Below are 15,377 nucleotides of genomic sequence, written 5' to 3' on the forward strand. Positions count from 1 at the left end.
GGTAATCATCGAATTGCGCAACTTATTTTACGCTACTTTAACGAGCTACACTTACAGGTTGATCGCAACATGAAGCTCTGACATCTCGTCTCGTTCTTGAAGAAATCACCAGCAACAGTAACAGCGTGACAGAAGAGAATATTCAGATCGGCACGTCGCCGGGGCCCGCGCGCTGCAACAGTCCAGACGAGGCTTTGCTCACCAAATGGCCGCTTGCGATCGCCTTGGTAATAATGTGCGGGTTTGCAGGCCTTGTGCTCCGTTACCTCACCCGGGAGCACGCCACCGTCGACGCCTTTCAGTTCCTGATCCCGTGGTATTCCTTTGCTCGTGATCACGGTATCGGCGCGCTGGCCGAACCTTTCACCAATTACACCCCGTTTTTTAGCTATCTCCTCCTGATCGCCGCGCAATTTGATTGGCTTGGCCAGCCACTTTCCCTCGTGAAGATGATCTCGGCAGTATTCGAATTCGGTTGCGCCATCGTTGTCGCCCAGATGGTCTGGCGCACTACAAGGGTGCTATTGCGCGCGTCCTTAGCCTTCTGCGCGGTTTGGCTTGCCCCTACGGTGATCTTCAATGGTGCATTGTGGGGGCAGGCCGATTCGATCTGGACCTTTTTCACGCTGGTTTCCGTGACGCTGTTCATGCGAGACCGAAACGGCATTCTGCCATTCGCGGTGGCTTTTTCAGTCAAGGCCCAGGGCGTATTCTTGGGCCCTTTCTTGTTGGGTATGATGTTGCGCCGCCGGATCCACCTGGCATGGCTCGCAACGGTCCCCGGGGTCTATATGGTCCTCGCCATTCCGGTTCTCATCGCGGGCAGATCCTTGGTCTCCGTGGTGGGGGTCTATGTGGACCAGGCCAACACTTTTGATCGTCTCTTCATAAGTGCAGCGAACATCTGGATCTTCGCCGCAGGCGTACCGTACACGACCGGTGTCGCCGTCGGCTTGGTGCTGACAGCGGCATGCGGACTTGCCTTATCGATTTTTATAGCGGAGTCCAAACGGGTGGGGCCGGAGTTTGTTCTGCTCGTCGCGTGTGCATCACTCATGTTCATGCCCTACCTGCTGCCGAAGATGCATGAGCGATACTTTTACCCGTTCGAGATTACGTCGATCGCCCTGTCCTGCATCAATCTGCGCTATCTGCCGTTCGCGGTTATTGCTCAAGTCGACGGTGTAAATGTCCTATCTCGCTTTCGATCGCGGCATCGTTATGGCTCTACCGCCGGCAGCGCTATGCAATACCTTTCTCGCGTTCTACCTTGTGCTTGATCTCTGGCGCGGCGGACGCGGATTTCATTTTCCGAAGCTTGCCTGGCTTGGCTTCGCCGTGTCGGCCGCGGGATTGCTGTGCTATTTAGTGGTCACAGGTAGCGGATGGAACATGTCCCCTGCCTACCTGATCGCCACAGCTCTTACCACTGCTATGACGGTGCGGCTCCTGAAGGAGTCGCAGCGTGCCTCGACGCCCAGTGAAGGCCGACGAGCGTAAGCCTTTGAGTGGCTGTCACCTTAAGAGACGCGAGGTCGGCTCTGAGTCATGAACGACAAAACTCAGTCTGAGCATAATAGGCCGGCTTTCGGGTGCAGTCAGCGTTCTCGGCAGCTTCGGGCAAAGAATAATTTCGATGCCGATTATGAAGAGCTTTAGCTGAGTTCGCAGGATGAGGCATGAGCACGGAAGCGAAAGGGCGTCAAACTCGCGTTGAAGCAGGTGCAGGCACCGGATGGCCGCAATGGACGCCGATGGGCTAGCATATGAATCGGAAAGGCCGGTTCTGGCATTTGGCTTGGCGGGAAACCCAGCCGGATCGGAGGCCGACGAGCGGTGCAACATCCGAATCTTGAGTCGCATTCCAAAAACCTGTTACTCAACAGCCGTCGGCGAACCGCGGGCTGTTGTTTCAGCGGCGGGTGCACTGCTTCTCGCTACGCCGCAGGCGCCCCGAACCATCTCGTCAGCGCGTCCGCAAGTCCGTCATGGCCTTGATCTCTCACCCAGGCCACGTGCCCGTCCGGCCGCACCAGCACGGCGCTTGGTGCTGCGACTTGTCCGACGGTCGGAAGCTCCCAGGCGCCGTCGTGTTCGACATCCACTGTCTTGATGCGATCAACCCATGGTGCGGTATCGAAGCTGTTCTTGTCGCCAAAATTGAACAGCAAGCCGCGCGCTCCGCGCAACAGCGTGAATAGTCGCAGCGGACGTCCTTCGACCGTGAGGTCGAGATCGGGCATGCGCCGCCCGAGCAGCGCGTGTCCTTGGCCGAGATCATAGTGCACGTCGAGCCCGCTCATCATCGCGCCAAAGCGTTTTCTCGGCTCGTCCATCCCGAGTAGTTCGGAGACGATTTCGCGCGCGGCCTTGAGGCCGTCCTCGCCGCGGCGGAGCAGGGCGATTTGCGCCATGGTGTTGCGCAAGGTCCGCGCGGCGACGGGATGGCGCTCGGCGTGGTAGGTGTCGAGCAGGGTTTCGGGCGACAAACCCTTGACCACTTGCGCGAGCTTCCAGCCGAGATTGACGGCGTCCTGCACGCCGGTGTTGAGGCCTTGTCCGCCGACGGAATGATGGATATGCGCGGCATCGCCGGCGAGCAGCACGCGACGCTTGCGATAGGACACGGCCTGCCGTGCCGCATCGGTGAAGCGGGAGATCCAGGACGGGTTTTGCAGGCCGAAGTCGGTGCCGTAGACGGCGACGAGGGCGTCGCTGAGATCGCGCGGACCGGGCGCGCCCGTGCGATCGAGCGTCGCTTCCGTCACGACCACCAGCACGCGTCCGCTCTCGGTCTTGCTGAGGCCGTGAAAGCCGAGCGCGTCGTGACGCAGACCCCATGCTGGCTCCTCTCGCATCTCGACTTCGGCCATGAGGTTGCTCAGCGTCGGATCGGAGCCTGCGAAGTCGATGCCGGCGGCCTTGCGCACCAGGCTGCGGCCGCCATCACAGCCGACCAGATAATTTGCGCGCAAGGTCTCGCCGCCGGACAGCGTCACGTCGATGCCGGTTTCGTCCTGCGCAAAACCCGTCATCTCGCGGTTTCGATAGATCGGCACCGCGAGCTCGCTGACCCAGTCGGCCAGGATGCGCTCGATGTGGCTCTGCCGCAGTACGAGCCCGTAAGCGTGCCGGGTGGGGAGATCGCTGATGTCGAGCCTGGTCCAGGCGAAGCCCGCGAGCTGGGTGACTTGTCCTTCGCGCAGGAAACGATCCGCGACGCCGCGCTGGTCGAGGATCTCGATGCTGCGCGCGTGCAAGCCGCCGGCGCGCGTGCCGACCAGTTCCTGATCGGCGCGCCGTTCGACCACGGCGACGTCGACGTTCGCGAGCGCGAGCTCCGCGGCCAGCATCAAGCCCGTCGGGCCAGCGCCGGCGATCACCACCGCGTGGTCTTTCACGCGGTCTTGCACGTGATCCTGCGCGCGACGGGCGCCGGGCCCTTTGCTGTGGTCGCGCGTCCGGGACGTCGGAAGCAGTACAGGCATGTGATGACCCCTCGGGTTTGGATGGTGTTCGGGTCGAGGGTTCTACGGCAGGGTCGGGGGCTTGAAGCAAGCCCGTTGCACACCACATATCTGAGTGGGGAGAGGGAAATCCTTTGTCCGCGTTCGCCGCGTTGACACGTCGGGCAAAACGCCGGCATAATGCCATCGTCGAAAAGAGTGTGGTTCAACCCGCGCGGACGCGATCCGACGCGGGTTTTGTTTTGGGTTTTGGGTTTGCGACGTCTTGTTGCGACGTCTTGGGCTTGCGACCTTCAGCAGATGCCGGTGGTCCGCTGCATGGTGCTGGCGAGTTCCTCGAACGAGAACGGCTTTCTGATCATGGGAAGGCCGTCGCGCCGGGGTTCACGCCCCGACAATTGCAGGATCTTCAGTTCCGGGCGGTCTCGCCTGGCCAGCTCGGCGAGTTCATGACCGTCCATACCGGGCATGTTGATGTCGGTGATGAGGATGGAGATATCCTGGTTCTGCTTGAGGCGCTCAAGCGCATCCGCGCTGCTGCGGGAGCTGATCACCGCGCAACCAAGATCTTCCAGCATGTCGACGATGACGTCGAGCACGCCGGGATCGTCGTCAACAACCAGTACGGTGTGGCTCATCGCACAATGTTCCTCCTGATGAAGGAATAAACGCGCCCGCCTTGGCGTAAGTTCCGGCACGGCGTGGTCGAACGAGCGATGTTTCACACGTCGCGCCGCCTGCGGAGCGGCCTAATCGTCCTTCGACAAATCGCCGGGGCTGGTGGGGAGGTCGATGGTGCCGCCCTCGCCATGCACGAGATCGCGCTTGTTGTCTTCGGTGTCGCCGGCGTCTTCAACGACGGTCTCTTGCGTGTCGCGCTCCTTGTCGATGCGCGGCTTTCGTCCTGGAAGATTTCGCGATGTGTCTTGTGATGGAGTTTTGAGCGTCATCTGCCGGCCTCCTGATCGTCTAACGCAGCTTGAGCAAATTCGTTCGTTTGACACGTCGGGCAAAACACCGGCATAATGCCATCATCGAGACGAGTTTGGTTGACCCGCGCGGAACGCATCCGCCGCGGGTTTTTTCGTCTCGATTGAGATCGGACGGCGGCGGCGCATTGCGGCCACGCACTCGTCAAACCTGGAGCGCCGATCGGCGCGCCGCCGGCCGTGCCATTGCTGGCCGCGCACGCGCGAACGTGTCGGCTCGCGGCGCTGGGCCGGTGCTCGCGCTGCTGCTGTCTCCGGAGCTAATCTGGTTGTCTCCTACTTCGCCAAGCGCGGCTTCGCGAACATTGAGAGGATCATCAAGCGGTGAAGATGGCAGATGACGAAATCAGGGCGGTCGTTGCCGAGACGCTGGCTGAGCAACACAGGCTTCAGCAGCCGAACATCGATGCCATCGTATTGCGGGCAGTGGCATCGGTGCTGGCGTCTTTCGGAATAGACGATGACGATCGAAAAGAGCTAAGGGCGGATTTTCAGCACCTGCGCCGATGGCGAAGGAGCCTGGAGCAGGCGCAGAGCTACACGCTCAAGGCCGTGATTACAGTGATCGCGACCGGCCTGATGGGCGTGGTTGGGCTAAGCGTCAAGTTCGTGCTCGGGAAGTGAGCCTCAGCCGCGACGACATTTGCTGCATTCCACTCGCGTCATCCTTCGCCAACGGACCGTCTCATGTAGAGAATTCGCATCGTCGATGCATCCGATGACGACATCGCCGATCTTCATCGGTTGACGTACTTCGATGCGGCTCCCTTGTACAATTCGAGTTAGGGGCCTGGTGGCTTGCCTATCACGGCGATGAGGCAGTAGCCTTCGCCGGTGTCGTGCCGTCAACGTACCTTCGAAACGGCGGTTGTTTCTCCAGGGTCGGTGTGTTGCAGCGGCACCGGGGACGTGACCTTCAGTGCAGGCTGATGCGGGTGATCGAGGCAAGGGCACGGCATGTTGGATGGAAGAGCATCGTCTCGGATACGACGGACAATCCGGTGTCTGCGAATAATTTCATCCGGACGGGCTATCGGCTCTTCGAACCCCATGTGCCCTGGGCTTGGGTGCATACGCTTTGCTGGCGAAAGCGGCTTCGCTGAGCGAGTGGAGCCAGGTTTCCCGTGGTGCGGAACGCGATTCCCGCTACGGAAAATGGTTCGCGCGAGATGAAGCGCAACACGGAACGTCCAAGGGCCCGGCAGCTTGACAGCTGTCGGGCCCTTTTTGCGTATTGAAGCGATGCGGGCGAAGGACTTGCGAAGTCAGCGGTGCCGGGCTTTAAGTTTGCTCCTGCGGGAAATTCGGCAACCATAAGCCGATGTAAGGGAGCGCCGTCGATGCCCACCAAGCCTCAATTGCCGGAACGTTCGTCGCGCGCGACGGGGGCGCCTACCGCGCTCGACGGTCTGCTGGTCGTCGATTTCACGCGTGTGGTTGCCGGCCCGGCCTGTACGCAGACGCTTGCTGATTTCGGTGCGCACGTCATCAAGATCGAGAATCCAGACGGAGGCGATGACACGCGTGCGTATGAACACGCCGAGATCGGTGGAGAGAGCGCTGCCTATCTGAGCCTCAATCGCAACAAGCGTGGCATCACGCTCGACCTTACCGTGCCGGAGGCTCGTGAGATCGCGCTGGATTTGATTCGCAAGGCGGACGTGGTCGTCGAGAACTTCTCCAGCGGGGTCATGAAGAAATTTGGCCTCGACTATGAAACGGTTGCGCCGCTCAATCCGCGGCTAGTCTATTGCTCGATCTCCGCCTACGGGCGCACCGGACCGTTTGCCTCGCGTCCCGGCTTTGATCCGATCACGCAGGCGGAAAGCGGCTTCATGTCGCTCAACGGATTTGCCGATGGCCCGGCGGTTCGCACGGGCCCGCCGATCGTGGACATGGCGACGGGGATGTCTGCCTGCAACGCCATCCTGATGGCGCTGCTGGCGCGGGATCGGCTCGGTCGCGGTCAGCATGTTGAGGTCGCCCTGTTCGACGTCGCGATGGGCATGACCGGCTTCTATGGCATGGCCTATCTGATCAACGGCGAAAATCCCGGCCGGTTTGGTAATTCGCCGAGTGGCTCTCCTACCGTCGGCGTGTACGAGGCCTCCGATGGGGCGCTTTACATGGCCTGCGCGAACGACCGGCTCTATCGCCGGCTGGTTGTCGAGGTGCTGAACCGGCCGGAACTGATCACCGATCCGCAGTTTGCCTCGCGCAAGGCGCGTTCCGAGAACAAGGAGCTTCTGCGGGCAGCCATCGCGGAGGTCTTTGCGAGCGATACTCTCGAGAACTGGATGACCAAGATGAAGCTGGCCAATATCCCGGTCGGCTATCTCCGGACGGTAGAGGAGGGGTTCAATGCGCCGGAGGCGCGAGAGCGCCATCGCTTGAACCGGATTCCACATCGTACGGCAGAGTGGGTCCCGAACATCGAGCCGCCGATTGCCATGAGCTTGACCGGCCCGATTGATCCTGTGGCTGCTCCATTGCTGGGCGAGCACACCGAGCAGGTCTTGCGTGATACGCTCGGTTATGACGAGCGCCGGATCTCGGAGTTCAACCAAAAGGGGGCTTTTGGATCGGGCAATCCATCGGAGCAGGTCTGAACCCAAGCGGTCGTTCCCTTGGGACGTGCAAATCGCGCCCTTTCGCTGCATCCGCTTGATTTGGCGATGTTCCAGCCGCATAAATGCGTGAAAGCGAGGGATACGAATGGCGCCTGGTCAAGAGCCGAGCGCGGGCCAACCCGCAGGGGCGCAATTCGACGAACCTGCCCATGCGGCAATGGTCGCGAAGGCCCGCGCGCTCGTCCCGCGGCTGCGGGAGCGGGCGGCGCGGACGGAGGAGTTGCGGCATTTGCCGCCCGAAACGGAGAAGGATCTGCACGACGCGGGCCTGTTCCGGATGCTTCAGCCCAAGCGCATTGGCGGCGCAGAACTCGATTATGTCGCCTTGATCGACTGCGCGGATTTGCTCGGACAGGCGGACGCGTCGGTGGCGTGGAATCTGGCCAATCTGGCGAGCCATCACTGGATGCTCGGCATGTTCGAGCCGGCGGCGCAGGATCTGGTCTGGGGCCTTGATCCGGACGCACTGATCGCGTCCTCGTTCATTTTTCCTGCCGGACGTGCCACGAGAGTGGAGGGCGGATACCGTCTCCATGGCAGCTGGCCGTTCTCCTCGGGCGTTGCCTCCTGCGCATGGAACATGCTTGCAAGCGTCGTCTACTCCGACGACGAGGCGGACGGCATCGAGTATCGGATATTTCTGCTGCCGAAAGCCGACTACAAGGTCCTCGACACTTGGAATGTCGCGGGGCTGCGCGGGACGGGGTCTTGCGACGTGGAGGTCAGGGACGCTTTCGTGCCCGAGGACATGACGGTTGCAGTCGGCGATCTTGACGGCGGTCCGACGCCGGGAAGCAAGCTCAATCCTAACCCGCTGTATGCGCTCCCGGTATTCTCGCTGTTTCCCTACGTCCTCTCCGGCGTCGCGCTGGGGAACGCGCAGGCGTGTCTCGACGATTATGCGGAGGTCGTCCGTCATCGCATTTCCACCTACAACCACGCCAGGCTGAGCGACTTTCAGAGCACCCAGATCAAGATCGCCGAGGCCTCGGCGAAGATCGACGCTGCACGCCTGATCATGCGATCGCCCTGTCTGAATGCCATGGAGGATGCACGGCGGGGGCATATCCCCGATATGGCGACCAAGACCAGATATCGGCGCGACGGCGCCTTTTCAGTAAACTTCTGCACGGATGCGGTGTCGATGCTGTTCGCCGCGAGCGGAGCGCGGGGCCTGTTCACGACGGGCGCGTTGCAGCGGCAGTTCCGCGATGCGCACGCGATCAATTCGCATCTCGCGTTCAATTTCGATGCAGCCGGGACCAACTATGGACGCGTGGCGTTGGGCCTGCCGTCCGAGAATCTCACGCTGTGAGGCCGGCCGATGAATGATCTGCCGAAGCAGCCGGCCGTTCCCGATCCGGCCAACGAACTCGCGAGCGACAACTCGCCGATCGATCCCCGTGATTTCCGCAGTGCGCTAGGCACCTACGCCACGGGGGTGACGATCATCACAGCCGCTGCGCCTGACGGCAAGCCCTATGGCCTGACGTGCAATTCGTTTGCCTCGGTCTCGCTGAATCCGCCGCTGGTTCTTTGGAGCCTTGTCGTCTATTCCTCTAGTCTGACCATCTTCCAGAACGCCAGTCATTTCACGGTCAACGTTCTTGGCGTTTCGCAACAGGCGCTTGCGAGCAAATTCGCCAAGTCGTCTGATGACAAGTTCACCGGTGTCGACTGGACGCCGGGCCTCGGCAACGCGCCGGTGCTCGCCGAGAGCGTCGCCAATTTTCAATGCCGCTCGGTCAATCGCTATTACGGCGGCGACCACGTGATCTTTCTCGGTGCGGTCGAGGCCTATACTTACAATGCGAAGGAGCCGCTGCTCTTCGCGCGCGGCGCGTTCGGCCGATTTCTCGCCGACGGCTAGCGCAAGTAGTCACTCAAAGCGTGCTTCAGCTTGCGGGCGACGGTTGAGCGCCCCCTGCCGAAAGCTTGTAGATTTCGAGCGCATCCGCGTCCGCGCCTCGCGCGGCCTTGGCGAGCCTGAAAAGTTGTCTGCGAGCGAGGCCATGGGCACCGGAGTCGACGTCGTCTGCGCGACATCGGCGACGGTATCGAGGTCCTTGAGCATTGTAGCGATGTGACCAAGCGGCGGTGAGTGAATGCCCTGGACCATTCGCGGCACGAACAGCTGTAACGGAATGGAATCCGCGAAGCCGCCGGCGAGTGCTTCGGGCAACCGGTTGGCATCGATTCCGGCGTTCACGGCAAGGCGTGTTGCCTCCGCAAGAACAGCCATCGCGCATCCGACGATCACCTGATTGCATAGCTTTGTGGTCTGGCCGGCGCCGGTCGGGCCCATGTGGGTGAACCTGCGTGCCATGGCCAGTACGTAGGGGCGGACCCGGTCGATATCGTCTGCTTTTCCGCCGGCCATGATGGCAAGCGTGCCTTCCTCGGCGCCCTTGGTGCCACCGGAGACCGGCGCATCGATCCAGTCCGCGCCGTTCGCAGCTAACAATCGTGTTGCAAGGTCCCGTGCGGCATCAGGATGGATCGACGAGAAGTCGACCACGAGCTTACCCGCGCCGGGCGCTGTTGAGATGCTCGTGGGCCCGAAGATCACCTCTTCCACGGCGGCCGCATCCGTCACGCACATGAAGACGATGTCCGAGCTCTCCATCAAGTCGCGTGGGCTGGCTGCGCGCCTGGCACCGGCTTCGACGAGCGCGGCCATCTTCCCTTCCGAACGGTTCCAGACAGTGACCTGATGGCCGGCGTTGAGCAGGCGCCGGTTCATCGGTGTCCCCATCAGTCCAAGGCCGAGATAGCCGAGCCGCTCGACGCCTTGCGGGTTTGTCTTGCTTGCCTCAGCCATAGGTTGCCTCCATCTGCTGCTGTGCGACGCTGCACTACCATATAGGGCGTATCCCACGACGAAACCGCCCGGCCTGCATGGCTTGCTTGATTGTTTGAACCATGAAACATTTGCCGCAGTCGGGTTGGATGGCGCGGGTCGGCGCCTGGGCAGCGGAGTGGGCACGATGCGAACCGTTTCGAAGTGGATCCTGGCTTTGGGGGCGGCAGTGGCCGTGAGCGCGAGCGCGGGCCCGTCATGGGCGCAGCAGACAATTCGCGTCGGCTGGACGATTCCAGCCGAGGAATCCAAATACTGGATGATGCGCCGCCCGGCTGAGTTTCCCAACATCGGCAAGGCCTACAATATCGAATGGACCCAGTTTCAGGGCACCGCTCCGATGACGCAGGCCTTGGCGGCCGGCGCGCTGGATTGCGCGACGCAGGCGCCGCTGTCGCTCGCCAACGGCGTGGTTGGCGGCAACCTCAAGGCCTACATCGTGGCGCAGCATGTCTTCGAAAAGGCCGGCGGTTTCTCGGTCTACTGGGCTGTCATGGACGACTCCCCGATCAAGACCATCGCCGATCTCAAAGGCAAGACGGTCGGAATTTCCGTGATCGGCGGCGGCACGCAAGGCCCGTTCAATCTGTTGCTGAAGCAGAACGGCATCGATCCGGCCAAGGACATCAAGCTGGTCGAGGTCGGCTTTGCCGTCTCCGAAGATGCGTTGCGGCAGGGCCGCGTCGATGCGGTCAACATGAACCAGCCGTTTGCCGCGCGCGCGGAGGCAAAGGGCGGCACGCGCAAACTGTTCTCGCTGTCGCAGGCGATGCCGAACATCGTGCACATCCTGGAAGCCTGCCGTGCCGATTTCGTCGACAAGAACCCGGAATTGGTCAAGGCTTACGTGCGTGACATTACCTCCGGCATGAAGAAAGCGCTGGCGAACCGCGAAGAGACGTTGAAGGTCGTCAACGAAGTCCTGAAGGCACCTATTCCGGTTCTCGAGACCTATCTGCTCAAGGACAATGATTTTGGCCGCGATCCGGGTGCGGCGCCGAATTTCCCCGCGATCCAGAAGATGCTGGACATCTACGCGGAGACAGGGATGCTGCCGAAATTGGATGTCGCGCAATTCAAGCATTCGACGATTGTCGCTCCACTGCAATAGGCGATCGGGCGAACGAACCGAGCGAGAAGGTCGTGGCGTCCAGGATGATCCGGGACGTTGCATGAAGAAGATGCACGTATGAAGAAGCTCCGATCTCGGATCACGACGGATGGTCTCGACCGGGCCCCGCACCGCGCGTTCATGCGCGCTATGGGGCTTGACGACGTTGCAATTGCCAAGCCGATGGTCGGCGTCGTCAGCATGAAGGGCGAACAGACGCCCTGCAACATGACGCACGACTTTCAGGTCGCCGCGGCCAAGACCGGAATCGAAGAGGCCGGCGGCACGCCGCGCGAGTTTTCTACCGTATCGGTTTCCGACGGTATCAGCATGAATCACGAGGGGATGAAGTTCTCGCTGTTTTCGCGGGAGCTGATCGCCGACTCGATCGAGGCCGTCGTCCATGGTCTCGCCTACGATGCGCTGATCGGATACGGCGGATGCGACAAGACGCTTCCCGGCGTGATGATGGGCATGGTCCGGTGCAACGTCCCGTCCATTTTCATCTATGGCGGCAGCGCGCTGCCGGGCCGTATGGACGGGCGGACCCTCACCGTGCTCGACTCCTATGAGGCTGTCGGCAGCTTCATGACCGGAGAGATCGACAGTGCCACGCTCGAGCGGATCGAGCGGGCTTGCCTGCCGACAATCGGCGCGTGCGCCGGCCAGTTCACCGCGAACACCATGGGGATGGTGTCGGAGGCGATGGGCCTCACCATTCCCAACGTATCGATGGTGCCGGGTGTCTATGCCGAACGCGCGCAGATATCCAGGCGGGCCGGGCGCCTCGTCGTGGAGATGCTGGAGCGGGGCGGGCCTTTGCCGCGCGACATCGTGACACGGAAATCCCTGGAAAACGGTGCGGCGATCGTGGCCGCCACGGGCGGTTCGACCAATGCTGCGCTACATCTGCCGGCGATCGCAAACGAGGCCGGGATCGCATTCACGATCGACGATGTCGGCGAGGTTTTTGCCAGGACGCCGCTGATCGGAAACCTGCGGCCTGGAGGCAAATATACAGCGAAGGATGTCTACGATATCGGCGGTGCCGCCGTGGTGATCCGGGAGCTGATCCAGAGCGGGCATATCGATGGCAGCTGCTTGTCTGTCACGGGCCGTACACTTGCCGAAGAATACGGCGCCGCCAATGCACCTGACGGCGAGGTCGTTTACGCGGCTCGCGCGCCGATCATGCCAGATGGCGGCGTCGCTGTGCTGAAGGGAAACCTCTGTCCCGACGGCGCGGTCATCAAGGTCGCCGGCCTGAAGAGTCAGTTCTTTGAAGGCGTGGCGCGCGTTTTCGAAGACGAGGAGGCCTGCGTCGCTGCGGTTCGTGATCGCACCTATCAGGCGGGCGAGGTTCTCGTGATCCGAAACGAGGGGCCGGTGGGCGGCCCCGGCATGCGCGAGATGCTCGGCGTCACGGCGCTGATCTATGGACAGGGCATGGGCGAGAAGGTGGCCCTGATCACGGATGGACGCTTCTCTGGCGCCACGCGCGGAATGTGCATCGGCTATGTGTCTCCCGAGGCCTTCGTCGGCGGTCCGCTGGCGCTGGTTCGCGATGGCGACAGGATCCGGATCGATGCTGCGAACCGGCGGATGGATATGCTGGTCGACGAGCAGGAACTCGCTGCTCGCCGGCACGATTGGAAGCCGCGTCCGCCTCGTCACCGTGCCGGCGCGCTGGCGAAATATGCCCGATTGGTTGGCCAGGCACCGGGCGGGGCCGTGACGCATGAGGGGCCCGCGGAATGGCCCTGGTTCGGATGACGCGGCGCACTTGCCCGAAAACAGCCAATCGTCTGGCAAGTTTCTTGCTAAGCTCGCGTCGCTGACGAAGGATGTTCAGCAAGCCTGTTGCGCAGGGGTCGCGCGAACGAAGTGAGACGGGATGAAGGTAGTGCCTTCGAGATGGAGCGAATGGGTGAGACCGGTGACGCCGCAAAAACCGGCTTCTGCAATCATCGAGATCGAGAGCGTCTCGCAGGTATTTCAGACCTCGGCGCGCAAGGATCATGTAGCGCTATCGGACATCTCGCTGGCGATCGACGAAGGAGCCTTCGTCTCCATCCTTGGTCCGTCCGGCTGCGGCAAGTCGACACTGCTTTACGTCGTCGGCGGCTTCGTCAGCCCGACCAGCGGTTCAGCGAAGATCAAGGGACGGACGATCACGGGTCCAGGGCCGGATCGCGGCCCGGTGTTTCAGGAATTCGCGTTGTTTCCGTGGAAGACCGTGCTGGGCAATGTGATGTATGGCCCTCGCCAGCAGGGCGTGCGCACCGCCGAGGCGGAAGCACAGAGCCGGGCCTTGATCGAAATGGTCGGGCTCAAGGGCTATGAGAACTTCTATCCCAAGGAGCTGTCCGGCGGCATGAAGCAGCGCGTAGCGCTGGCTCGAACGCTGGCTTACCATCCTGAGGTTCTGTTGATGGACGAGCCGTTCGGCGCGCTCGATGCTCACACGCGAACTCGCCTGCAGAACGATCTGTTGAATATTTGGGAGCGTGATCGCAAGACGGTGCTGTTCGTCACCCATTCGGTGGACGAAGCGGTGTTCCTGTCAGACAAGGTCGTGATGATGTCGAAGTCTCCCGGCCGCATCCGCGAGGTCATCGACATCGATCTGCCGCGGCCGCGCCGACGCAGCGAGTTGCTGCTCGATCCACGCTACCAGAAATACGTTGTCGATATCGAGCGGATGTTCGACGAGACCGACCCTGTCGGGTCTCCGTCATGATATCGCTCGCCGCTTTGGCGAGACGGGCTGCCCCGGTGCTTGCCTGCATCGGATTGCTCGCGATCTGGCAGGCGGCGTCCCTCGCGTTGAAGAATGACAGCTTTCCGACGGCGATCGAAGCAATTCGTGCAATCCCGGACATTCTCGGGGACAAGGAATCGCTGATCAACATCCTGGCCTCGCTCCGCCGCATGGCGGTCGGGTTTGGCATAGCGGTATCGGTTTCGATTCCGCTCGGCCTGTTGATGGGCCGCAGCCGGGCCGTCGCGGCCTTCTTCAATCCGCTCCTGATGGTAATCTACCCGGTGCCGAAGGCCGCCTTGATGCCGATCATCATGCTGTGGCTCGGCGTCGGCGACATCACGAAGACGCTGGTGATCTTCCTCGGTGTCAGCTTGCCCGTGATCTATCACAGCTTCGAGGGCGCCAAGGCGGTGGAAGAGAAGATGCTGTGGTCGGGTGCCGCGATGGGGCTTTCGCCTGCGCAACGGCTGGTCCGGATCGTACTGCCGGCGGCGCTGCCGGAAATTCTGACCGGTTGCCGCACCGGACTCGTGCTGGCGCTGATCACGATGATCACCAGCGAGATGATCGCCCGTCAGTCCGGCGCCGGTAACATCTTGTTCAACGCTCTCGACATGGGCCAATACGACACCGTCTTTGCGATGATCATCATCGTCGGCGCGATGGGAATATGCCTGGATGCGATCTTCGAGCGGGTCCGCGCAAGGCTGGTGCGCTGGTCTGAACCGCAGTTCGACATGCCGCTGAGCTTCTCATGATGCCGCAGCTTCGCTCCACCAGCATCATTCTCGGGCTTGCGCCGATCGTGCTGGTGATCGCGCTGTGGCAAGGCCTTGTATCATTTGGCTTTGCGCCTGCGGTCTTGCTGCCGCCGCCGGGATACGTATTCAGCAGGCTGCTTCAGCAACTCCTGACCTGGACGTTTCAGCAGGAGATCGCGGCGACTCTGATCCGGCTGTTTGCCGGCTTCGCGATTGCGGTCGTGCTCGGTGTCAGCATGGGCATCGCCGCTGCCGCCAATCCGGCTATCAACGCCGTGGTTCGGCCGATCGTTCGCGTGCTTGCACCCTTGCCAAAGGTCGCGCTCTATCCAGCATTGCTGCTGCTGCTCGGCTTCGGTCACGGATCGAAGATTACGCTGGTGGCGGCGGATGCACTCTTTCCCATTCTGTTGTCTACCTATTACGGTGCGTCGACGGTGGAGCAGAAGCTGATCTGGTCGGCCATGGCGGCGGGAACGCCGCGCTATGAGATCCTGTTCAAGGTGGTGCTGCCGGCCGCGATGCCGTCGATCCTGACCGGTTGCCGGATCGGCCTTGTCATTTCCTGCATCGTGGTGTTTCTGGCGGAGATGATCACGTCGAGCGACGGGCTCGGACATGTGCTCGTCACGGCGGCCCGGACCTTTCAGGCCGTCGACATGTTCGTGCCGCTGATCACGATCTCGCTGCTGGGCCTGATCCTCAATGGTCTGCTGGGGGCAGTGCGCGCGTATCTGCTGCGGGGTTTCCCCGAAGCATGAACTGACGAAGAAGAAACAGAAAGACGGGAGTAGA

General features: G+C 61.7%; 14 protein-coding genes and 1 pseudogene. 11 read left to right on the forward strand and 4 right to left on the reverse strand.

Annotation, left to right across the window (positions count from 1 at the left end; all coding sequences use genetic code 11):
* Positions 1–125: 125 nt before the first annotated feature.
* Entirely contained in the window at positions 126–1,280 is a 1,155-nt protein-coding gene (locus IVB48_RS22270) for a hypothetical protein (protein WP_247402909.1), read from the forward strand.
* A 657-nt stretch (positions 1,281–1,937) separates the two neighbouring features.
* On the opposite strand, the gene IVB48_RS22275 is transcribed toward IVB48_RS22270, so the two are convergent.
* The 3 genes from IVB48_RS22275 to IVB48_RS22285 form a co-directional block, all read right to left on the reverse strand.
* Positions 1,938–3,488, reverse strand: coding sequence for an FAD-dependent monooxygenase (locus IVB48_RS22275; protein ID WP_247402912.1), 1,551 nt, complete (start codon positions 3,486–3,488; stop codon positions 1,938–1,940).
* A gap of 272 nt (positions 3,489–3,760) precedes the next feature.
* The gene (locus IVB48_RS22280; RefSeq protein WP_247402914.1) at positions 3,761–4,192 is read right to left on the reverse strand and encodes a response regulator; all 432 of its coding nucleotides are present in this window, start codon (positions 4,190–4,192) and stop codon (positions 3,761–3,763) included.
* 24 nt (positions 4,193–4,216) lie between these two features.
* The gene (locus tag IVB48_RS22285; protein WP_247402917.1) at positions 4,217–4,417 is read right to left on the reverse strand and encodes a hypothetical protein; all 201 of its coding nucleotides are present in this window, start codon (positions 4,415–4,417) and stop codon (positions 4,217–4,219) included.
* A 363-nt stretch (positions 4,418–4,780) separates the two neighbouring features.
* On the opposite strand from IVB48_RS22285, the gene IVB48_RS22290 reads away from it, so the two are divergent.
* The 5 genes and pseudogenes from IVB48_RS22290 to IVB48_RS22310 all read left to right on the forward strand — a co-directional run bounded on the left by IVB48_RS22290 (position 4,781) and on the right by IVB48_RS22310 (position 8,956).
* A complete protein-coding gene (locus tag IVB48_RS22290) occupies positions 4,781–5,080 on the forward strand; it encodes a hypothetical protein (RefSeq protein ID WP_247402919.1) in 300 nt (99 codons plus the stop codon).
* Between the two features lie 72 nt (positions 5,081–5,152).
* Positions 5,153–5,559: pseudogene (locus IVB48_RS22295) on the forward strand (GNAT family N-acetyltransferase).
* A gap of 237 nt (positions 5,560–5,796) precedes the next feature.
* Positions 5,797–7,065: a CoA transferase gene (locus IVB48_RS22300; RefSeq protein WP_247290845.1), complete on the forward strand. Its 1,269-nt coding sequence runs from the start codon at positions 5,797–5,799 to the stop codon at positions 7,063–7,065.
* A 106-nt stretch (positions 7,066–7,171) separates the two neighbouring features.
* Entirely contained in the window at positions 7,172–8,401 is a 1,230-nt protein-coding gene (locus IVB48_RS22305; protein WP_247290441.1) for an acyl-CoA dehydrogenase family protein, read from the forward strand.
* 9 nt (positions 8,402–8,410) lie between these two features.
* Entirely contained in the window at positions 8,411–8,956 is a 546-nt protein-coding gene (locus IVB48_RS22310) for a flavin reductase family protein (protein ID WP_247290439.1), read from the forward strand.
* A 9-nt stretch (positions 8,957–8,965) separates the two neighbouring features.
* Here IVB48_RS22310 and IVB48_RS22315 read toward each other — a convergent pair whose 3' ends face one another.
* Positions 8,966–9,907 (reverse strand): NAD(P)-dependent oxidoreductase, encoded by a 942-nt coding sequence (locus IVB48_RS22315; protein WP_247290437.1) that lies wholly within the window; start codon positions 9,905–9,907, stop codon positions 8,966–8,968.
* A gap of 166 nt (positions 9,908–10,073) precedes the next feature.
* Here IVB48_RS22315 and IVB48_RS22320 point away from each other — a divergent pair, with 166 nt between their 5' ends.
* The 5 genes from IVB48_RS22320 (at position 10,074) to IVB48_RS22340 (ending at position 15,343) form a co-directional block, all read left to right on the forward strand.
* Entirely contained in the window at positions 10,074–11,057 is a 984-nt protein-coding gene (locus IVB48_RS22320; RefSeq protein ID WP_247290435.1) for an ABC transporter substrate-binding protein, read from the forward strand.
* A gap of 78 nt (positions 11,058–11,135) precedes the next feature.
* Positions 11,136–12,830: a dihydroxy-acid dehydratase gene (gene ilvD / locus IVB48_RS22325; RefSeq protein WP_247290433.1), complete on the forward strand. Its 1,695-nt coding sequence runs from the start codon at positions 11,136–11,138 to the stop codon at positions 12,828–12,830.
* Between the two features lie 121 nt (positions 12,831–12,951).
* Positions 12,952–13,797, forward strand: a complete 846-nt coding sequence (locus tag IVB48_RS22330) for an ABC transporter ATP-binding protein (RefSeq protein ID WP_247402921.1) — start codon at positions 12,952–12,954, stop codon at positions 13,795–13,797.
* The gene (locus tag IVB48_RS22335; RefSeq protein ID WP_247290429.1) at positions 13,794–14,579 is read left to right on the forward strand and encodes an ABC transporter permease; all 786 of its coding nucleotides are present in this window, start codon (positions 13,794–13,796) and stop codon (positions 14,577–14,579) included. The genes IVB48_RS22330 and IVB48_RS22335 overlap by 4 nt, the downstream gene beginning before the upstream one ends.
* Positions 14,576–15,343 carry an ABC transporter permease subunit gene (locus IVB48_RS22340; RefSeq protein WP_247290427.1) on the forward strand — a complete coding sequence of 256 codons (768 nt, stop codon included), beginning with the start codon at positions 14,576–14,578 and terminating at the stop codon, positions 15,341–15,343. The genes IVB48_RS22335 and IVB48_RS22340 overlap by 4 nt, the downstream gene beginning before the upstream one ends.
* The last annotated feature ends 34 nt before the right edge of the window (positions 15,344–15,377 follow it).

Source organism: Bradyrhizobium sp. 76 (assembly GCF_023073025.1).
Lineage (GTDB): Bacteria > Pseudomonadota > Alphaproteobacteria > Rhizobiales > Xanthobacteraceae > Bradyrhizobium.